This is a genomic window from Microbulbifer maximicatervae (SeqCode) (genome assembly GCF_052467305.1).
Genome location: NZ_CP174306.1, coordinates 1,311,896 through 1,330,580, shown reverse-complemented (window position 1 = coordinate 1,330,580; position 18,685 = coordinate 1,311,896). Strand labels below are relative to the sequence as shown.

Sequence of the window (18,685 nt, the reverse complement as noted above, 5' to 3'; positions counted from 1 at the left end):
GTGGAACTCCAAATGTTTAATATTGATAAGTGAGACTGAGTCTTGCCGTACGTCCCGGTGCAGGCACCAAGCCGAGACTCAAAGCATCGATGTAATATTGATCGGTTACGTTGTCGACGGTGAAATCCACCGAAAAACTATCGTTAAATTGGAAGCTGGTATAAAAATCTAACAGTTCGTAGCTCTGCCACAGCACCGGCTCAGTAAATCCAGCTTGATCGCCGTAATAAGGAACAGGGTTTCGCTCCCCCATAAAAGTACCGCGCAGCCCGAATTCCAATTTTTCCTGGAATAAACGGAAGCCAATATGCGCACTGGCATGCCAGTTAGGTGGGACCATATTATTGAAATAACTGTTTTCTATACCCCAATCCGTGCAGTAAGTACGCACATAGCTGGCAACATCACAGACTTCAATGTGGCTGTATTTGGTAGCACTCAGCTCAACTAACCACCAGAGGGCATCGTATCCAAGGTTGAACTCAAAACCTTCAAGGTCGAGGCTATCGATATTTCGCATACGGAATAAATCGGAGATACCGCTACCTTGCTTTTCTTCATTGGCGTTGACCCCGGTGCGAGTCAAATAGTCGTCAACATGGTTTTCGAAGTAAGCAACTTTCGCTCGGAGTTGATGATGAGTTTCAAATAACTGGCCGTTAAGATAATTAATCCCAACCTCATTATTTTTTGCATGCTCAGGCTTAAGGGTGATATCCAGTGCGGGGCTCGATGAGAAACCAGTGGTACCTTCAAACAGGCTCGGCATACGCAAAGCCTGCGCATGGCGGGCATAGAATTGCAAACCCTTGATCGGCTCCCATGTCAAAACCACAATAGGTGCAGTGCCGGAGCGACTATTGCTGTAGTAAACGTCCTCACAGCCCCCTTCCCCATTATCTACACAAAAATCGGAATCAATGCTCAACGGGAGGGGATTATTGTCTTTTGAAGAGAAATGGGTATAACGAACTCCAGACTCCAGCGTCCACTCCGGCCACGGTTGCCATTCAATACCGGTGAACAAGCTGTACTCATCGCGCCCACCACTGCGGGAACCCGCATAAATACCTTCAGCGGTCTGGGTATCGCTATCCAAGTCTTCCCACTGTGCAGAAACACCATAATCCCAGCGCAATTCACCCATGGGGTAGAAGCGCATACTATTGGTGATATCAAGGCCAAAGCGCTGATAATCGTCATTTCGCGCAATATTATCCTCCAGCTCGATAGAGAATATATTCGGTGTGTTCAGATCAGTGACCGCATCGGTGTGCCAAAAATTGACACGCAAGTCGGCCCAATCATATTCCACCGGCTGCCAACGATAGCGTGCAGTGTAGGTTTGGTTAAGCACTTCACTATCGAGCCACTCGCGCGCCTGACCGAAATTTGAAAGAACTTGCGAGGGCATCATCTCACCAAAGATACTGTTATAGCGGATATAGCCCAGCTCAAGACTTTGGTCTTTTGGCAAATGGAGACTGCTTTTTAACAACCAGGAATCGCTAGAAAAACTAGTATTCGGAATCCGCTCCCCGGCGCGGTAAGGGATGCTTTCTCCCAGTTCACTCTCTAGCTCAACCTTAGTCTCGGTATACCAAGCCATTTCTTGAGGCTCACCAATAACCACTTCCGGCGCGGGGCCATCAGTACCCGCATAGTAATTTCCCTGTTCGCGCTGGGCGTGAGCCAATACCAGATCACCCCACTCAAAACGCTGGGCGCCCGCAAAGCTCGCCGCATAACCCTCAAAATCCAACAGGCTGGGCCTGTCCATTCCATGGTCCGGCGCAAAGCTGTCCGGCATTGTATAGTCAGCTGTGCAATCACTAGCAAAACGGCAATCGGAGCGATAAACAGGGCGCGGCAAGTGGTAACCAGCGTAAGTACCAGCCTCTGGAGCCTCGCTATTGTTTCCAATACCACTGACACGAACACGGAAACCCGACAATTCGCCGGGTTTAACGACATCTTCCGCTCGCAGGGTATTGACACTGACAACACCACCGGTGGCTCCAGTGCCTTCGGCTGTCATTACCGGCCCCTTGTCGATACGCATGGAACCGATCAAGTCAGGATCAATATAACTGCGGCTAGATACTCCCGCATAACCACGATAAACGGTGGTTTCCTGGCGACTGCCATCGATTAAGACAGGAACCCTGCCCTGCCCTTGCATACCGCGAATATTGACATCCAGACCACCGGAATTGCGGTTTTCACTGATAAGTACACCGGGAGTGCCCTGAAAAATATCGCCAACACTGGTACCGCGAAAGCGCTCAATATTTTCCTGGGTGAGAATATTTACTGAACCGGACTCGCGAAATGCCTGGTCTTTTTCACCGCCATCACGAGTCTCAACCTGAATGCTGTCCAGCACCATCAGATCCTGCTCGCCAGCGGACTGGATCAGCCAGGCTCCGCTACCAACGGGAACCGCTTGCAGATTAGTACCGCGCAACAAGCTCAACAGAGCTTCTTCTGCACGATAGCTGCCAAATAGTGCTGGAACAGAAATAGCTTCCACCAGGCTCTCGTCGAAAGAGAGCGTTACCCCGGCCTGGCGTGAATAGAGGTTGAGCACATCTCCCAGATTGCCCGCTGGCAAACTGAATTCGATCAACGCTGTATTGCCCTGCTGGGATTGCGCAAAACTCGATACGGGAACTACGGCCAACAACAGTGCCAACAAGGTGGGCAAAATATGTCTCGGGGCGCGGGACTGCATTTAAGCGGCTTCCTATTCTCAGGTGTATAACTAGGAAGCCGAACGAAAATCAAAAACCCGTAATCTAAATGAGAATTATTTTGTTTTTTTTGCTTCGGAGGGAAAACTAGCAATCAAAAGCGTCATCAAAAATAAAAAATGACACCTTCGGATAACTTTTTTGTGGTCATCTGGCAATAAGAGCAGGAATTAAAGGTTGCCCGTTCCGAAAAAACCGTCAGCCCGGACGCATAGGGGAAGGCAGGGAGCGATACGACTTACTATCAGCCCGGCAATTGAATCGTTGCCCACCAGCGCGTGGTATAGCTCAGTTCAGCTCCCGCCGAACGCGCCAATATTTTTAGGATGGTGTCGATATCGTGAAGCTGGAAAACCCCGGAAACCTGATGATCTCTTAATGCCGGATCACAGCGTAAAAAACCAACTCGATAGCGAGACAACTCTTCAAGCAGTGCCCCTAATGGCATGCTCCGAGCTGAAAGCACCCCGTCAATCCATCCGCTGTAATCAAACATCTTGCTGTCCAGAGCGAGCGAACCGGCTCCAGTAAGACGATAAGCCTCACCCGCTTTAACTGCAAAGGGCTCTATATCCGCACTCGGTTGAACCTGCACCCCACCTTCCACAACCTGCAAAATCGTGTGGCCATCGCCATTGCGCACAAAAAAGCGTGAGTCATGGGAAATCAGCTGCCCCTGAGGCACCGATACCTGCATTGGCCTCGGGTCAGCGGCACTGGTCAAGTGCATTTCACCTTTAGTCAGCACAAGGGAACGGATTGCTGTGCCCGACTCCCATTCAATGGCACTTCCGGTGTTTAACCAGACCTGGCTCTTATCATCCAGAGTATATTGGGCCGGCTTAGAACCAGAAGAATAATCGGCGGACATATACTTCAGCAAACCGGTGTCATATCCCACCAGGCCAACGGCAAAAGCCCCAAGGACACCACCGCCCATGGTTTTAAGAGCAGCCCTGCGATTTAAACGGCGAATTTCTGCATCGGTTTGATTTAGGGTGGAATGGGCCAAACGCGGCGCTCGGCGAGCCACCGTATCTAGAGGTGACTCCATCCGCTCAAAACGCTGCCACGCCAGTTCATGCAGAGGGTCCGCCGAACGCCATTGACTGCAAGCATCGCGCTCTGAGTCAAGCGCCTCACCGGAACCCAGGCGAACGCGCCAGCTAACGGCTTGCAACAGCACCGCTTCAGGAATTTTTTCTCTATTTTTTTCTGGGGCGTTTGACATCAGCGAGCAAGTTCCAAGTCCATAGAAAATTATTCGTTATCGTACGCAGCGGCATAGCATTTGAGCATGGCTTTTGCGATGTATTTCTCTACTGAGGAAAGGCTCAACCCCTGCTGCTCGGCCACCTGGCGGTATGTTAAGCCGTCTAGTCTCGCCATTAGAAAGACCGTTTTCTCTATCGGGCGCAGACCACTGAGCAATTGATCGATTTGCTCCAAAAGCCCCAATAGCTCCCACTTATCTTCTGGGGAAGGACATTCCGGTTCCGGCAAATTTTCCAGCAGCGCTAAATAATTTTTCTCCAGCACTTGGCGACGGGCTTGGTCGATCAGCAGGTTCCCGGCCACTTTGGTTAACCAAGCCCTCGGGCTTCGAATTCCCGCAGGCAGGCTCGGCCTATCCAGCAGACGAATAAAAGTGTCCTGAGCTAAATCCTGGGCATTATCAACACCGGAAGTTCGGCGCGCTATCCAACGGACAAGCCACTCGTGGTGCTCTTGGTAAAGCTCATCAAATCCTGGGGTTGAAGGGGTTTCCGGGGCCAAAACTCAGACCTTGCGCTGTAATCTTTTGAGGGCGGGGACTGTAAATGATATCTATTCTCATTTAAAGTAGCTGAGCTGAGAATGTTATATCAATTTGGAATAACCCGGTGAATTTTTCAAAAAATATTGATCAACGGGATGGGTTAATTTGAATTTGGTCCGTCACCCATTACAAAGCCACCGGAATAACCGGGCGGTTATTGTTTAATTTGTTTTGGAAAAAACCCGTGAGCAATCCAGCAGAATGCCAATCCATTGAACCCACAGAGCCCACCTTTTCCGCTTGGCTGAAAGAAGGCACTAATACGACCCACGAGAGTCTTGATAAACGCATTATGTCCTTGTCACCATTTTCCAATCGCGAGCGGTATGCACTGTTTGTTCGCACGCAGTCGCGATTGCATCAAGCGGTGTCTGATTGGTTTCAAAGTGACGAATTAAATAATTTTTTGCCCGGCCTGAAAGAGAGAGACCGCTCTGAAGCAGTCCTCCAGGACTGTGCTGATTTCGAAATGCCCAAGAGTGATTTGAAAGCTGATCAGCAAGCCGCAGCAGAAGTCACAATTAGTGATTTCCACTCTGCACTTGGCTGGCTCTATGTAGTCGAAGGCTCCAACTTAGGAGCAGCATTCCTTCTCAAGTACGCGCGCAAACATCTGGATTTATCAGAAGAGTTCGGCGCACGCCACTTGGCAGGACATGAAGACGGTCGCGGGTTACACTGGCGCCAATTCAAAACTGCGTTAGATGCTCTTGAACTCAACGAAGAGCAAAAAGAAGTAGCCCTCAGTGGGGCCAAACAGGCCTTTGCTTTTGCACGACAAAATGTCGAACAATTATTAGCGCCCGCTACACCCTAATTTATTTTTCACCTGAAGCCAGGAGTCGGTAATGAAAATCTGGACTGTAATTTTATTGTGCCTGCTAGGCAGCACATTGGGACCATTACCGGCTTTAGCGCAGGAAAATAATTCCAACTCAAGCGAACAAAGCAATACAGAAATAGTTCTTGGGGGAGATGTGGAAACCTCCGTGGGGTTGCAAGAAAATCAAGACAACTCTACCTCGACTGCAACCTCCAACGTCGGAGATACCGCTTTCAGCGCACACGATTTATCTCCCATGGGAATGTATCACGCTGCAGATATCGTCGTTAAAAGCGTAATGATCGGCCTACTGTTGGCCTCTGTTTTAACCTGGGCGATTTGGCTTTTTAAAACCGTGCAGCTGGTAATAACACGTCGCAAGGCCAAACAATTATTGGCAACCCTGATCCAAAGCAATACGTTCGCCAATGCCGAATCGAAGCTTTCAGGCCAAACCGGCGGAGCCCTGCTATTGGTAGAAGCGAGTCGCCACGAACTCGAGCTATCCTCTGGTGGCCCAGTGTCAGATGACGGCTTAAAAGAGCGTGTTCTGGCTCGCCTGGAACGAGTCCAGGCTTCTCTCGCTACCGACATGAACCGTGGCACCGGGATTCTGGCAACCATCGGTTCCGTCGCCCCCTTTGTCGGTCTATTCGGTACGGTATGGGGAATCATGAACAGCTTTATCGGTATCGCAAAAACCCAAACCACAAACCTGGCCGTGGTGGCTCCAGGTATTGCGGAAGCCCTGCTGGCAACTGCGATCGGCCTGGTTGCTGCGATTCCGGCGGTAGTGATCTACAACTACTTTTCCCGGGCTATCGGCAATTATCGCGCGGTATTAGCCGATAACGTCACCGCCCTAATGGTACTGATTAGTCGCGACCTGGATCGCCACCACCCAAATGCTCGCCCGCTCGCCGAACTGGTTGCCGAAAATAAAAAGCGTGCGGTACCGCAGGTTCAGGGCGTCAACTAATGGCATTCAATCTCAACAGCGGCTATAGCGAAGAACTGCCCGAACAACACGATATCAATGTCACACCTTTTATCGATGTGATGCTGGTATTGCTAATTATTTTTATGGTTGCGGCTCCGTTGGCCACTGTAAGCGTGCCCGTCAATCTACCCTCGGCGATAGCTCCACAACAACCCCAGGCAGAAGATCCGAAATATCTCACCCTGCAAAAGGACCTCACCCTGACTCTCGGTGAGGACAAAGTTATTGTGCGGGAGAACTTAGCTGCTGAACTCCAGGCAAATGAAATTGGCACAGAACAGCAAATCCTGCTGCGTGCCGACAGCAAAGTGGAATATGGGGATTTGATGGACCTGATGAATCGCCTTGCCAGTGCCGGATACCAGAAAATCGCTCTGGTAGGTCTGGATAAACCGGCGACCGTAAACCAATGAGCCTCTTGGCCGGCCCGAAGGTAAAATCTGCGAAGCGTCCGCGATTTCTTCTATCGCTCTGCGCCTTTTGCTGCGCCCTAGCCCTTCACGGACTTATTGCCGTCTATTTTTTATGGCAGCCTAAATCCGAACTGGCGCTGCCGCCTGCTGCAGCACCACAGGTATTTGAAGTCAGTATGGTAGCCGCTCCAGTGGCACCACCCACGTCGCTAGCGGTAGGTCCCCAACAACAGGAATCCTCTCCCGCAAACCAGCAGAGCAACGAGCCACAAAAAACCTCTGCGCAGCCAGAGCCTGTTATTTTGCCAGAAGCCCCCTCGGAAATTGCCATTGAGAAGCCCGAAGAGGAGCCCCCCACGGAGGAAAAGGAAGAGACCCCTGAGCCAGTGGAAGAGAAGGAAATCGCACAGCAACAAGACTCCAGTGGAGCGGCTACTGGAGAAACTGTTGTTGAAGAAACATCAGCCCCTCTCGCGGCAGATGTAGCAGAAGCAGAGCAAGTTGCGGCACCGGAAGTGGGCGCCTTGAACCAGAGGGAATCACAAGCCAGATTAACCTGGCAGAACCAATTACAGGCTCACCTTGAGCGAAGAAAACGCTACCCCCGTAGCGCCCAAATACGGCGTCAACAAGGTATTCCCTGGGTACAATTCACGATGGACAGAAAAGGCAAAGTACTAAAGGTTGAGCTGCATCGAGCCAGTGGCATATCGTCTCTCGACCGAGAAGTCGTGGCCTTGGTGCGCAGGGCAGAACCACTGCCCAGACCACCAGAAGAGGTACCCGGTGATCCTCTGACAATGGCCGTTCCGGTCGAATTTTTTATTCGTTAACCAAAATAAATTGCTTTCTCAGAACTGGGAGGCCTAGCTTCACATAAACCAGAAAGTCACCTCCCTGGACAGAGGAAATCATCCACATAATCCGTTACCCTGCACTAGCGACCTATCGGCCTGCTGACTCTATTTACTAGGTGCTGGGCAAACTGCTTATGAGCAAGCAGACCAAGCGGACAAATATTGTTACTTTTGATGCACAACTACTGCAATAAGCTAGAAGGTAGAGGTACCGAATGAAAGAATCCACTGAAGACAGCGTAATGTCCTACACCCCGCCGTTGGCAAAGGGCTGGATGCGCTGGCTGTGGGGCGCCGCTGCTTGCTTTTTTATCGCCCTTGGCATTATCGGAGCCATTCTTCCCGGCTTGCCGTCGGCTGTATTTATTGTCCTCGGTGCCTGGGCCGCATCACGCAGCTCCCAGCGCCTGCACCAATGGATCGAAGAACACCATCTCTTTGGGCATCTATTGCGGACTTGGCGCAGTGGTTATGTAAGCCGCAGAACCAAGTTACTGGCCAGCCTGACAATGGCTATATCCCTAGCTTTTGCCATCCTTCATATCAGTAATATTTACCTTCTTTGCTTTACCATTGGCGGCATCAGCTGCGGCGCCTACTGGATTTGGTCCCGGCCGGAACCCAGGGAGTAGACAACGCTACTTTCTACCCCTATTTGGCAGCAGACACCCGTAGATTTTAGCGCTATAGTCCCCCAACAAGGATTTGTCTGGGGGACAGGATGTACAACGTAGTACTTTTTTTTCACCTTCTAGGTGCAACAATTTGGACCGGTGGGCATCTGATACTTGCCTGCACAATACTACCCAAAGTTTTACGGGATAAGGATGTAGCTTTTCTTTCCCGGTTTGAAAGCAGCTACGAAAAGATTGGCATCCCCGCCCTGCTCATCCAAATACTCTCCGGGCTATATCTCTCATATACCCTAATGCCTGACTTATCTCAGTGGCTCAACTTCTCCAATCCAATTTCTCGCCTGATATCCTTCAAACTGATTCTTTTGGCATGCACTTTCTTACTGGCAATTGACGCAAGGCTGCGAATCATTCCAAATCTTTCTGCAAAAAATCTCACTGCGCTGGCATACCATATTATCCCAGTTACAGTGCTGTCCGTTCTCTTTGCTTTTGTTGGAATTTCATTTCGAACGGGATGGTTGTTTTAGATTGCGCCCCAGCGCACATACTGCTGAATCAGAAGGAAAAGCCAAAAACGTCCCCACTGGCTTGCTTGATCGATATACTGAGCAAAAATGGGATATGAAAGGAGTTCGGGGTTTGTCTATAGCTGAATACTATGAAGTGATTTTCGATACGCTGGAAAAAAACGAATCCATCCAAGACGGCCTTGAAAACCTTTCTTTTTGGGCTGATAGCCGAACCCCCAATTTGGCATGGCTAAAGCTGCCCACTATGCTAGGAACTGATGAACTTGACCTAGCCCAAACATGGTTCGATACAGAACTGGTAGCTGCTGGGGACTCGCTTCCTCCTTCAGTCCTATATTTCGAGCTGCGTGAATTCAGAGATAGTATCGGCCGGGAATTCTCGGATATCAGCTTAACACTACTTCCTCAACTATTTAAAAGCAGACGGGATTGGATATATTCGAATTCTGATTTGGGCTCGAGATATTTGAGAAATATTGCAGCCTTGTGTAAAGGAGCTAACAAGCCGAAACACCTAAATAGAGACGGATACATTGGTTTCAGTTTATGCTATACATCCCTACTAGCACGAGAACTCTGCAAAAACGAACAACTTCTCCAATACAGTGAAGAAGCACCGATTAAAATTGTTGTTGGATTTTCTTCTGGAGACCTTCTTGAGATTATGCGTATATCCAACGGCCTGCTTTATTACGAACGTCGCTTTGCGCAGTTAGAGAGCCTGTAAATAATTAGCTATATCTCTGTGGACTTTGTAGACCCGCCCTAAAGGACACCCAGGTATAAGTATCCTAGCTTCCCTTAGCCTTAGAAAATTGGTACCACAAAGCAATCTGGCATAAACACACCAACTATCACAATAATTTTATACTGACCGAAAATAGCATCTATTACTCAAGGAAAAAACTAATGGAACTAGCAATTTATCAAGTAGATGCCTTTGCCTCCGAGGTATTTGAAGGTAATCCTGCTGCTGTGTGCCCTCTTGATAACTGGCTTGCGGATGAGACGCTGCAAAAGATAGCTGAGGAAAACAACCTCTCTGAAACCGCATTCTTTGTTAAAAATGAAGATTCCTTTTCTCTGAGATGGTTTACTCCTGAGGCAGAAGTAGATTTATGTGGCCACGCCACACTCGCAGCTGCCCACGTTCTATTTACTCATTTAAGATACTCAGGCCAAACCATCCAGTTTGATACAAAAAGCGGCCCACTGTTAGTCCAGAGATCGGGAGTTGTCTATAGTATGGACTTTCCGGCTAGCAATCCGGTATCCACAGAGGCACCAGATGCTCTTATTGATGGCCTTGGCATCACTCCGCGAGAAGTTCTGTGTGCATATGATTATATAGCTGTATTGGGTAGCGAAACCGATCTAAAATTTGTAAAACCAAATTTTATAAAACTTTCCCAGCTGGATAAACGAGGAGTTGTCATTACCGCTCCTGGGATGAGTGATGATATTGATTTCGTTAGCCGATGCTTCTATCCAAAATTAAGGGTAAACGAAGATCCTGTGACAGGGTCAGCGCACTGTCAACTGGCACCATATTGGAGCCAACAATTTAAAAAGGATGTACTTTTAGCTAAGCAACTCTCCAAGCGGACTGGACTAATTCACTGCGAACTGCATAGTAACAGAGTCTCTCTTAAGGGAGGCGCTGTAGATTATCTTCACGGCAGTATTAAGATTTAATAGCTTGGAGCGTTAAATTTATATAAGGAGCCTCTAAATAAATCCGTGATGCTTCTGGCTCACAGAGATATTACGGAATTGTTCAGAAGCTCCATAAGTCATCTTGCTACATATTCTCATTGAAAGCTCTTTGGCTTTGCTTAGCGGTAACCTTCCCCCCCAAGAAAACAGAAAAGCTACTATCCGAACCTCCAGTTACAACCTGACTCAACTCCCTAGCTTTTTACTTATCTCAAAGTGAGAACTTAGAGCCTATAGATGTCTTCCCGACCCAGAATGTGGATCCAGGCAATAGTTAAAGGTTGTGCGCCCCTTGTAGTACATCAGTGAATCACCTAACCTTCAAACACGCCCACCATTGAGCGCAAGTCGTACAAATAGTCCATTATTTGGACAAAGTCATATAGCTGTCAGGTAGGTGTCGCAAGAACATCGTAACCAATAAGGACTGTCCCCCTGAAAATGGAGCTCTATTTTCAGAGGGCAGAAGTATGGAAGTGAAAGTTAACTCAAAGAAAATTATTAAACTGAGAACAACTAGGGCTTGGAGTCAACAACAACTAGCCGATGTTGCATCATTAAGCCTTAGAACCATTCAACGGATAGAAAAAAGTGGAAATGCCTCTCAAGATTCAATAAAAGCAATATCTTCAGCATTTTCACTGAAGCCCATAGATATAATCCTTCAGGAAAACCCAAAAATATCAATAGCCAAGCAGGGCAGAAAATATCTCACCGCAATATTGGCCCTAGGGAGCCTCTGAATAACTCCGTGATACCTCTGGCATGCAGAGCGGTTCACAATCAAGGCGCGGCTTCGCAGGAATGTCTAGACCTTTCAAGAAGTCGCAACGCGGAGTGTGAATCGCTCTGCAAGCCCCGAAGGGCGGGCCTTGAAGGCCACAGCTGCTGCGTTGCAGCTCTTGCAAAGGACTAGGCCATTCGCGGCGAGCTGCGCCTAACATCTGCAGCCTTCAAGACCCGCAGAGGCATTATGGAGTTATTCAGAGACTCCCTAGGTACGACTTTGCTCTTGTATACCTCCTTATCGTCAGCTTCTCCAATAATGCTTAAGATAGATGCCAGCACCAGAAACGAGAACCTGGCCTCCGTCCGCCTCCTCAATAACGAAGGAGATGAAAGCGAAATCCAAATCGAAAACACACTTAGGTTCGAGGTATCTGCCGAACAAGTTTCTGAAAACCAAATTCGATTGCAGACAAAAATATATGAATTTGGGGCTTCTAGTGGTTACAAGCAGATAGCAAGTCCCATTCTGGTGACAGGGTTCAACCAAGCTGCAGAGGTAGAGTTTAAAACTTCAAACGGAACTCCGTTTAAAATCCAAATTACCCCTGAAATTTAGCCAGCCCAACAAGGCTGGCACCCCTGCCAACGCCACCAAAAAATATCTCTTGGGCCTACCTTTTTGTAGGTGGGACTGAGAGGTATGCGGTGAGTGACATATATCCTAGCAAAAACTGCCTGCAGCTCCACCCTGTGAAAACAGCCTTCCTGAGGACACCCAATAGTCATTGCAAATAAGTGCACACTTACATTTAGGATAGAATTTTGAAAGCGCAAGAATGCTAGGCTCAGACATTAATCCAAATGCCAACATAAACAATTCTTTACATAGGAATACATCGCATATTGCAACAATATTTTAAGCCGTAAATCATTAGCGGATTAAAAAACAGGAAACGACGATCATCACGACCAAAAGGTGCTACAAGTCACACTTTTAGCATGCAATCCGTGCTAAATTCAGCGCATTCAAGTCGAGGTCAGCTTGATTGATTGCCAGACCGAAAACGCTGGTAAGCTCGCTGTAGGTAGTATTCCAATCATATATTGTTTTGTGCCAATAGGCTCGATACCCATCAGCAGACAATTAGAAGTATGCCCTCCACAAAAGAAAGTAAATATTTACTTACAGGTCGAGCCTGAAGCAAATAGCGGGAATATAGCGATATCAACAGCAATCGCAAAAATCGATCGTAGGTTAAGGTCAGAAGAGACTCTTCTTCACCTTGATGCAAGCACGAGAAAACGGGCATTGCAACTCTACGAGAGAGACGAAAACTGTAAAAGGACAAAGGAAGTCGTTCTTAAGGTATGTGCACAATAGGGAAAAGGCAGAGACAGGGATATTTTAGGTGACCAAAAGCACTGATAGTCTAATTTTCTTTTTTAGCAAAACACTCACAGCAAAGAAAAAAAATTGACATAAATGTAGGGACGTTTGTTTTGATAGGTTTTACTCAGTATCAAAATAATCCGTACCCGCCATTAAAAAGTGCCTTATCACTTTTAAAAATTTTGATTTTCTGATTTAACAAAAACCCAACGTATCGACAACCTTGTAACCACGGTTATCGGTGCAATCGACGCAACAGCTGACTTTTCTAAACAGAGAGACTTATTTCTATGAGCACTGACAAAAGCAATGACTCCACACCATTTTTAGCGGGCATGAGCGCTGTTGAGCAGCAATCAACTCTTTCGGGCTCAGGCTCCAAGTCAGTGCTGGGTGAAGGTATTAACTTTCGTGGCGAGCTGATCGGCACCGAAGATCTGCACGTGGAAGGTACTGTTGATGGTACCGTGATCATGGTTGGCCACAATCTTTCTGTTGGCACTGGCGGTGCAGTTACTGCCAATATCCACGCAAAAAATATTGTTGTAGAAGGCACCTTGGATGGCGACGCCCTTGCCGATGAGTTGATCGAAATCCGCAACACTGCACAAGTTAATGGCAATCTGATTGCACCGAGAATCAAGCTGGACGACGGCGGTAAATTCCGTGGTTCCATGGACATGGTTGATACCGATTCCGAAATGAAAGAGCGCCACAAGGAATTCTCTGATCGCCTGGTACACCCAGACCTGCCCGCAGCAGAAGAGAAGCCCGCAGCCCGTACTCGCGGCAGCTCTACCTACTCCTCCAGCAGCACTAGCACGAGCGATTCCTCTCGCCTGTCCGACACCAGCGACTACCTCTTCGGCACTAAAGAGACCGAAGAAGAAGCTGAGGAAAGCTAGGAAACCTTCTTAGTTAATCCTCAATATGGGCCCCGGCTAATGCCGGGGCTTTAGTTTTGGTGTGGGAAATATGTTGCAGCATCATTCATTTGGTATTGCTGCTTTGGTGGATGAAGTCATTCAACCAGGTAGTAAAGTTTTAGATTTGGGATGCCTTTCGTTTGGCACCACACAGCCTTTATTGGAGCGCTCCTGCCAGACATTTATCGAAGATTTACGCAGTCTGCTACTGGATACTTCTGCCCTCGATAAAGAAGTCAGGGCCGTTAAGCTTTCTGAATATCTCACCAAAAAGCCCCAACGAATCAAGCTTGATGTGGTGCTCTGCTGGGATCTATTCAACTTTATGGAGCCTGAGCTTATTACCAAGCTCATTGAGGAAATCCGACCCCACTTAAAGCCGCGTACCATTTTCCATACAATGCTGTACACCGGCACTATGCCCAAGGGGCCCGCGGATTTTAAGCGCCTTTCTGGCTTTACCTTCAATACAGAACCGCTCCACCTGGAAGAACCACTGCCCACCTATAGGTACTCATCCCTGAATTTAATGAAGACTATGGGCAACTTCTCCCTGCGCTCCTCACTGCTACAGAGAGAGGGGATGCGTAAAGACCTTATCGAATTAATGTTTGAGTATGGCAATGTAAAATCGCCAACTTCAGTAATGGCCAGTGGATCATCAGCAGCGGTATCCGCTTTCCAGAAAAACCGCCTTACTAATATTTCGCTAACCGCTCTGGACACCGCCCTGACTCACATCAAGCGCTCACCGGTCAGCAAAGTTCTGGATATTGGGCAAAAGGCTGGGAGAAATATGGAGCACCTCCAAAGGGAGGTGGGCGAACTGTTTATTTCTGATTTTTACTCATCGCTCGCTTGGCAAACCAGCAGAAAAGTGCCATTTGAAGAAGCCGTTCAGGCCGCGTTGCGACAGGCAACTCTGCCAAAGGATCTCAATTGCATCCTCCTCTGGGACCTTCTCAACTTCTTTTCCACCGAGCAAATACAATCGATCACTAAGGCCCTGTATCAATATCTCAGTGATGGTGGCGTGATGCACTTTTTGCTATTCAAACAAAACAAGCTTCCCGTTAACTGTGGTGTATTTGAAATTCAAAAGTCGGGCCAGGTTGGAACCTATATTCACGCTTCGGGTAGTAAGCAGCCCCAGCTCCGCACGATCACCGATGTTGTGAAATCTCTACCGGAAATGAAAGTACTCAGCCAGGGAACCGGGCGAATACCCAACGGACCTTTTTATCACGAAATAACAATGCAAAAAGTTGTAAAGGATAAATAATGACCCAGTTTTTCTATCACTGGTTAACCAAGTTGTCTGCGGAACAGGTTACCGACACCTTTCTTATGGTCATGCTTGCCATTGGTGCTATAGCCATAATCCTCTACCCTTTAGGCAAGTTTCCCCGCTTTGTAAAGGAAACGCCGTCACTACTGACAGCCCTCGGTATTTTAGGTACGTTTATCGGTATCATTATCGGTATCTATGGGTTTGATCTAAACGATATTGACACCTCAATTTCAGAACTGATGCAAGGTCTGGAAACCGCCTTTATGACCAGTATCTTGGGACTCTTCCTGTCCCTGATATTGCGAACTATTTTTCAAATATTCACTAAAGAACAAGCCCCTAAAGCGACAGCGGATGACATACTGCAGGCTATTAATGGTCAGCGCGAAGATCTGGCAAAATTCCAGCGACAGATTAGTGATGAAGTCCTACAGTCACTCACTGCAGTTGTAGAAAAGTTTAATAGCGGCCTGAATGCCCAGATGGGTGAGAACCTACAGCAGTTTACCCAGCAATTGGAGGCCGTATCCCCTGCCCTGCAGGCCCTAATAGATCAGCATCAGCAGCACGCAGAACTCGCAACTATTTACCGCGACCAAACTGCAACTCTTCTCAATGAAATTAATGGTGCTCAGGAAAACCTTCTGCTGTTACACCAGCGTATTACTGAGCTGCCAGAAATTTTCAACGTGATTCCGACCCTGGTAGAGCAGCAGCGCAATCACGCAGAGCAGATATCAATCATGCTGAATGAGCAACAAGCTTCTATTGAAGTTCTACAGCAATCGATCCCCGATATTGCGCCCAAGTTTGAAGCGCTCACCCGAGGAATTGACCAAGCTCAACAGCAACTGGGGGCCCAGGTTTCCAACCTGATCTCCCTGAGTAGGACCCAGGCGGAAGTATTCGACCAAAGAACCAGTAAGGTCGTAGCCCTGGCCGATGTGGTTACCAGTATGGACCCCAACCACTTCTCTAAAGCAATTCACGAGCAGGCTACCAGTCACCGGGAATCCATGGCCGAGCTAGCTCAGCTGATCGCCAAAACTCACAACCAGATGATTACCGAATTGTCACAAGTGATTACTCGCGATCTTAGTAATGCCGATGTCAGTATCAAGCGTCAATATGAACTTCTGGATGAACGTCTGCGCGATGAAGTAGAGAGTGTTATGGCAGCGATGGGCGATGCCCTTGGCACGTTAAGCGGTGAATTCTCCAGAGACTTCCGTCAGCTCATCCAGCAAATGAAGAGAATCGATGCGCAAGCTCAGAGAGTCACTGGAGAGGCGCATGTTTGAAAGCACGCAAGCCAGTAGTGACTCTAGCGATAGTCAATGGATTAGCCTATCAGACATGATGGCTGGCCTGATGATGGTATTTCTCTGTATTGCCGTCTTTGTAATGCGCTCCCTTATCGACGAACGCGCCAAGATCCGCGAACTCGCAGAGTCTTACCGGGACACCCAGTTGGCCATCTATCAAACTCTGCAACAGGAATTTGCCCACGACTTAACTCGTTGGGGGGCGTCTCTGGATAAGCAAACCCTGGCCATCTCCTTTAATAACAGTGATGCCCTATTTAAAACCGGTGATTTTACCCTGAGCGACAATGCCCGCGACATTATGTCCTCCTTTGTACCTCGCTACATCGAAGCACTCACACCCTATATGGATTCCATTGCCGCAATCCAAATCGAAGGGCACACAAGCTCTGAATGGGGAGATCAATCCGCACCGGAAGCTGGTTATTTCCACAACCTGCGACTTTCCCAACAACGCTCCCGAGCCGTAATGCAATATGCCCATTCATTACTGCCTTCGCAGCAAGCCGTCCTGGTACGGGCCAAGGTAGCAGCTGTCGGTTACTCCTCGGCTCGCCCAGTTTTGGATAAGAATGGGGTAGAAGATCCAGATCGTTCCCGCCGGGTAGCATTCAGGGTAGTTAGAGACTCTGAGAGCCATATCCTGCAAATCCTTGAGGAAGCTCTGTGAACCTCACAAAATTTCAACCCATTCAAAACCGTCAGGCTATCACAGCATTCCCAAGCGCCACACGAGCACTATCAGTACCTTATGTCATTAACGATGGGGATTCATTCTCAGCCGGCAAACGTCCGTTAGCACAGCGCTTGTCTGAAATGCCTGATCGAAACAGCTTAGCCAAAGCCATTCGTACTGGAATGCAACTCGATTCAAGCGATCTGGACAACGTACCTGTGGCTTGGCGCTACCGGGGTATACCGGTTTTTTTATTTGGCCTGGAACAAAACCCGGACTCTTTTGGTCAAGTCCATATTTACCCCAAGTGCCCAATAGTGCACAACTATAAGGGTCCGGTTTGGATCAGCAGTGACTATAGCGAAGCGCGAAAGGCATTTCCCCAGGATCAACTAAAGCCATGCCCTCACTGCTTACGTCACCTTTACAGCCACAATATTCCCGATGTTGTACACAAAGACCGTTTCGGCAATGTGACCAATATCGACTGGCTGACCTATACCCGATACTTTGCCAGCAATCTTTTTAAAAGACACTCTCTCATCTGGAAAAATGGCGAACGCCCCCAAAAAGTTAGTTCTGTATTCACCCCTGAAAACCCAAAATATAAGTGCTCTATCTGTCAATGCGATATCAAAGCTGGCGGATGGGCACTCAACCAAGAGCTTGCAGAAAGTAGCGGTCTCCCCAAAGAAATTTGCTTACTCTGTGCAGAGAGAAGGGCCCGTGCCGTTATACTCGCACCACCCCAAGCCTCACTAAGAGCCGCTACATTGCGCTACGAATCCCTGGCAAAGCAACTGGGTAGTGATCCCCAGGCCTCATGGATGATCGCAGAACAGGTAGTCCCCGCATCCTGGCTACCATTAATACAGAGACTCAAATCCCTAATGGGGCCCCCCAAAGTCTTCCAAGTAATCGCGCCCAGGGTATTGGCCGTACTATGCTGGCCAAACCTCGGCCGCGCCATCCTTGCCGATGGCACCAAAGAGGCAAAGATACCAGCCAGTTACTCAGTTTGGAGAAAGGCTCAGATTGAGCGGGAATTAGGACTTAGCAACTAGACATATTAATGTGCTGCCTCCGGGCAGCTTATTATTGTTACTTATCGGCCAAACTGGCAACTCTATTTCATCTTGTAGCTCTCTACATCACTAGATCAACCCAGATTAAAATCTATTCTCTTCTACCCCACCGAGAATTAGCACCTCCTCAATTTATGGATCCAACAAAACCATTCCAAGAACCTCAAGACTTTTGACCAAAAATGTGGCTACAAATAAGCCACAAAAAAAATTAAACTTTTTAGCTCGGAGTGCCGTAAGGGGATGCAGTATTAGATAATGTGGTCACACTACCCCTTCATTCTTTACACATGTAGAAGATTTTCTACTGTAGATTACTTTTTTTACAAAAGCTATCCCTATAGAAAATAACCAATAGAAAACCAGAAAAAATACAATTAGCCCAAAATATCTATCACAGAAAAACCGACTTAAAAGACCAAAAAATCTACCCTAGAAATCATACTCGATACGACCATCTCCAAGATTGCCAATATTAATAAAAACCACACTACAGGACATTAAAAGGGAACCCACCTCACAAAGGACACAAACCCCAGGACAATAAACACCCCCGAAAGAAATAACTCACAAACTAAGACAAAATTTGGAAAGGTGTTGCATTTATTTCTTGAACCTAACTTTCATGAAGAGTAACTTGATTAGCAATACATGCATTACAAAAACCGAAACATGATAACTCCTGCTTTTGCAGTTGTGTCCAAGCCAAATAAA

The 18,685-nt window shown here is 47.8% G+C and carries 17 protein-coding genes; 14 read left to right on the top strand and 3 right to left on the bottom strand.

From position 1 onward, the window contains the following. Window positions 1-16 precede the first annotated feature (16 nt). From ACJJI4_RS06185 to ACJJI4_RS06175, 3 genes are all read right to left on the bottom strand, one after another. Entirely contained in the window at window positions 17-2,734 is a 2,718-nt protein-coding gene (locus ACJJI4_RS06185) for a TonB-dependent receptor (protein WP_444927423.1), read from the bottom strand. A 263-nt stretch (window positions 2,735-2,997) separates the two neighbouring features. After that, window positions 2,998-3,984, bottom strand: a complete 987-nt coding sequence (locus ACJJI4_RS06180) for a DUF4880 domain-containing protein (RefSeq protein ID WP_282933362.1) — start codon at window positions 3,982-3,984, stop codon at window positions 2,998-3,000. Between the two features lie 29 nt (window positions 3,985-4,013). Further along, complete coding sequence (locus ACJJI4_RS06175; RefSeq protein ID WP_282933363.1) at window positions 4,014-4,529, bottom strand: sigma-70 family RNA polymerase sigma factor; 516 nt, start codon at window positions 4,527-4,529, stop codon at window positions 4,014-4,016. Between the two features lie 227 nt (window positions 4,530-4,756). Here ACJJI4_RS06175 and ACJJI4_RS06170 point away from each other — a divergent pair, with 227 nt between their 5' ends. From ACJJI4_RS06170 to ACJJI4_RS06105, 14 genes are all read left to right on the top strand, one after another. Then, window positions 4,757-5,389 (top strand): biliverdin-producing heme oxygenase, encoded by a 633-nt coding sequence (locus ACJJI4_RS06170; RefSeq protein WP_282933364.1) that lies wholly within the window; start codon window positions 4,757-4,759, stop codon window positions 5,387-5,389. A 31-nt stretch (window positions 5,390-5,420) separates the two neighbouring features. Further along, window positions 5,421-6,374: a tonB-system energizer ExbB gene (gene exbB / locus ACJJI4_RS06165; protein ID WP_444927422.1), complete on the top strand. Its 954-nt coding sequence runs from the start codon at window positions 5,421-5,423 to the stop codon at window positions 6,372-6,374. Continuing rightward, entirely contained in the window at window positions 6,374-6,808 is a 435-nt protein-coding gene (locus tag ACJJI4_RS06160) for a biopolymer transporter ExbD (protein WP_444927421.1), read from the top strand. Before exbB ends, ACJJI4_RS06160 begins: the two co-directional genes overlap by 1 nt. Further along, window positions 6,805-7,641 (top strand): energy transducer TonB, encoded by an 837-nt coding sequence (locus tag ACJJI4_RS06155; RefSeq protein ID WP_444927420.1) that lies wholly within the window; start codon window positions 6,805-6,807, stop codon window positions 7,639-7,641. Before ACJJI4_RS06160 ends, ACJJI4_RS06155 begins: the two co-directional genes overlap by 4 nt. A gap of 239 nt (window positions 7,642-7,880) precedes the next feature. Then, a complete protein-coding gene (locus tag ACJJI4_RS06150; protein WP_108732723.1) occupies window positions 7,881-8,297 on the top strand; it encodes a YbaN family protein in 417 nt (138 codons plus the stop codon). A gap of 534 nt (window positions 8,298-8,831) precedes the next feature. Then, window positions 8,832-9,560 (top strand): hypothetical protein, encoded by a 729-nt coding sequence (locus ACJJI4_RS06145; RefSeq protein ID WP_444927419.1) that lies wholly within the window; start codon window positions 8,832-8,834, stop codon window positions 9,558-9,560. Between the two features lie 182 nt (window positions 9,561-9,742). After that, on the top strand, window positions 9,743-10,528 hold the full coding sequence (locus tag ACJJI4_RS06140) for a PhzF family protein (protein ID WP_444927418.1): 786 nt from the start codon (window positions 9,743-9,745) through the stop codon (window positions 10,526-10,528). A 491-nt stretch (window positions 10,529-11,019) separates the two neighbouring features. Beyond that, entirely contained in the window at window positions 11,020-11,292 is a 273-nt protein-coding gene (locus ACJJI4_RS06135) for a helix-turn-helix transcriptional regulator (RefSeq protein WP_444927417.1), read from the top strand. 302 nt (window positions 11,293-11,594) lie between these two features. After that, complete coding sequence (locus ACJJI4_RS06130; RefSeq protein WP_444916728.1) at window positions 11,595-11,894, top strand: hypothetical protein; 300 nt, start codon at window positions 11,595-11,597, stop codon at window positions 11,892-11,894. Between the two features lie 1,064 nt (window positions 11,895-12,958). Beyond that, window positions 12,959-13,573 carry a bactofilin family protein gene (locus ACJJI4_RS06125; RefSeq protein WP_444927416.1) on the top strand — a complete coding sequence of 205 codons (615 nt, stop codon included), beginning with the start codon at window positions 12,959-12,961 and terminating at the stop codon, window positions 13,571-13,573. Window positions 13,574-13,643: 70 nt separating this feature from the next. Then, complete coding sequence (locus ACJJI4_RS06120) at window positions 13,644-14,876, top strand: class I SAM-dependent methyltransferase (RefSeq protein WP_444927415.1); 1,233 nt, start codon at window positions 13,644-13,646, stop codon at window positions 14,874-14,876. Next, window positions 14,876-16,186, top strand: coding sequence for a MotA/TolQ/ExbB proton channel family protein (locus ACJJI4_RS06115; RefSeq protein ID WP_413665221.1), 1,311 nt, complete (start codon window positions 14,876-14,878; stop codon window positions 16,184-16,186). The genes ACJJI4_RS06120 and ACJJI4_RS06115 overlap by 1 nt, the downstream gene beginning before the upstream one ends. Then, on the top strand, window positions 16,179-16,880 hold the full coding sequence (locus ACJJI4_RS06110; RefSeq protein WP_444927414.1) for an OmpA family protein: 702 nt from the start codon (window positions 16,179-16,181) through the stop codon (window positions 16,878-16,880). Before ACJJI4_RS06115 ends, ACJJI4_RS06110 begins: the two co-directional genes overlap by 8 nt. Then, a complete protein-coding gene (locus ACJJI4_RS06105) occupies window positions 16,877-17,950 on the top strand; it encodes a hypothetical protein (RefSeq protein ID WP_444927413.1) in 1,074 nt (357 codons plus the stop codon). The genes ACJJI4_RS06110 and ACJJI4_RS06105 overlap by 4 nt, the downstream gene beginning before the upstream one ends. Window positions 17,951-18,685 lie beyond the last annotated feature (735 nt).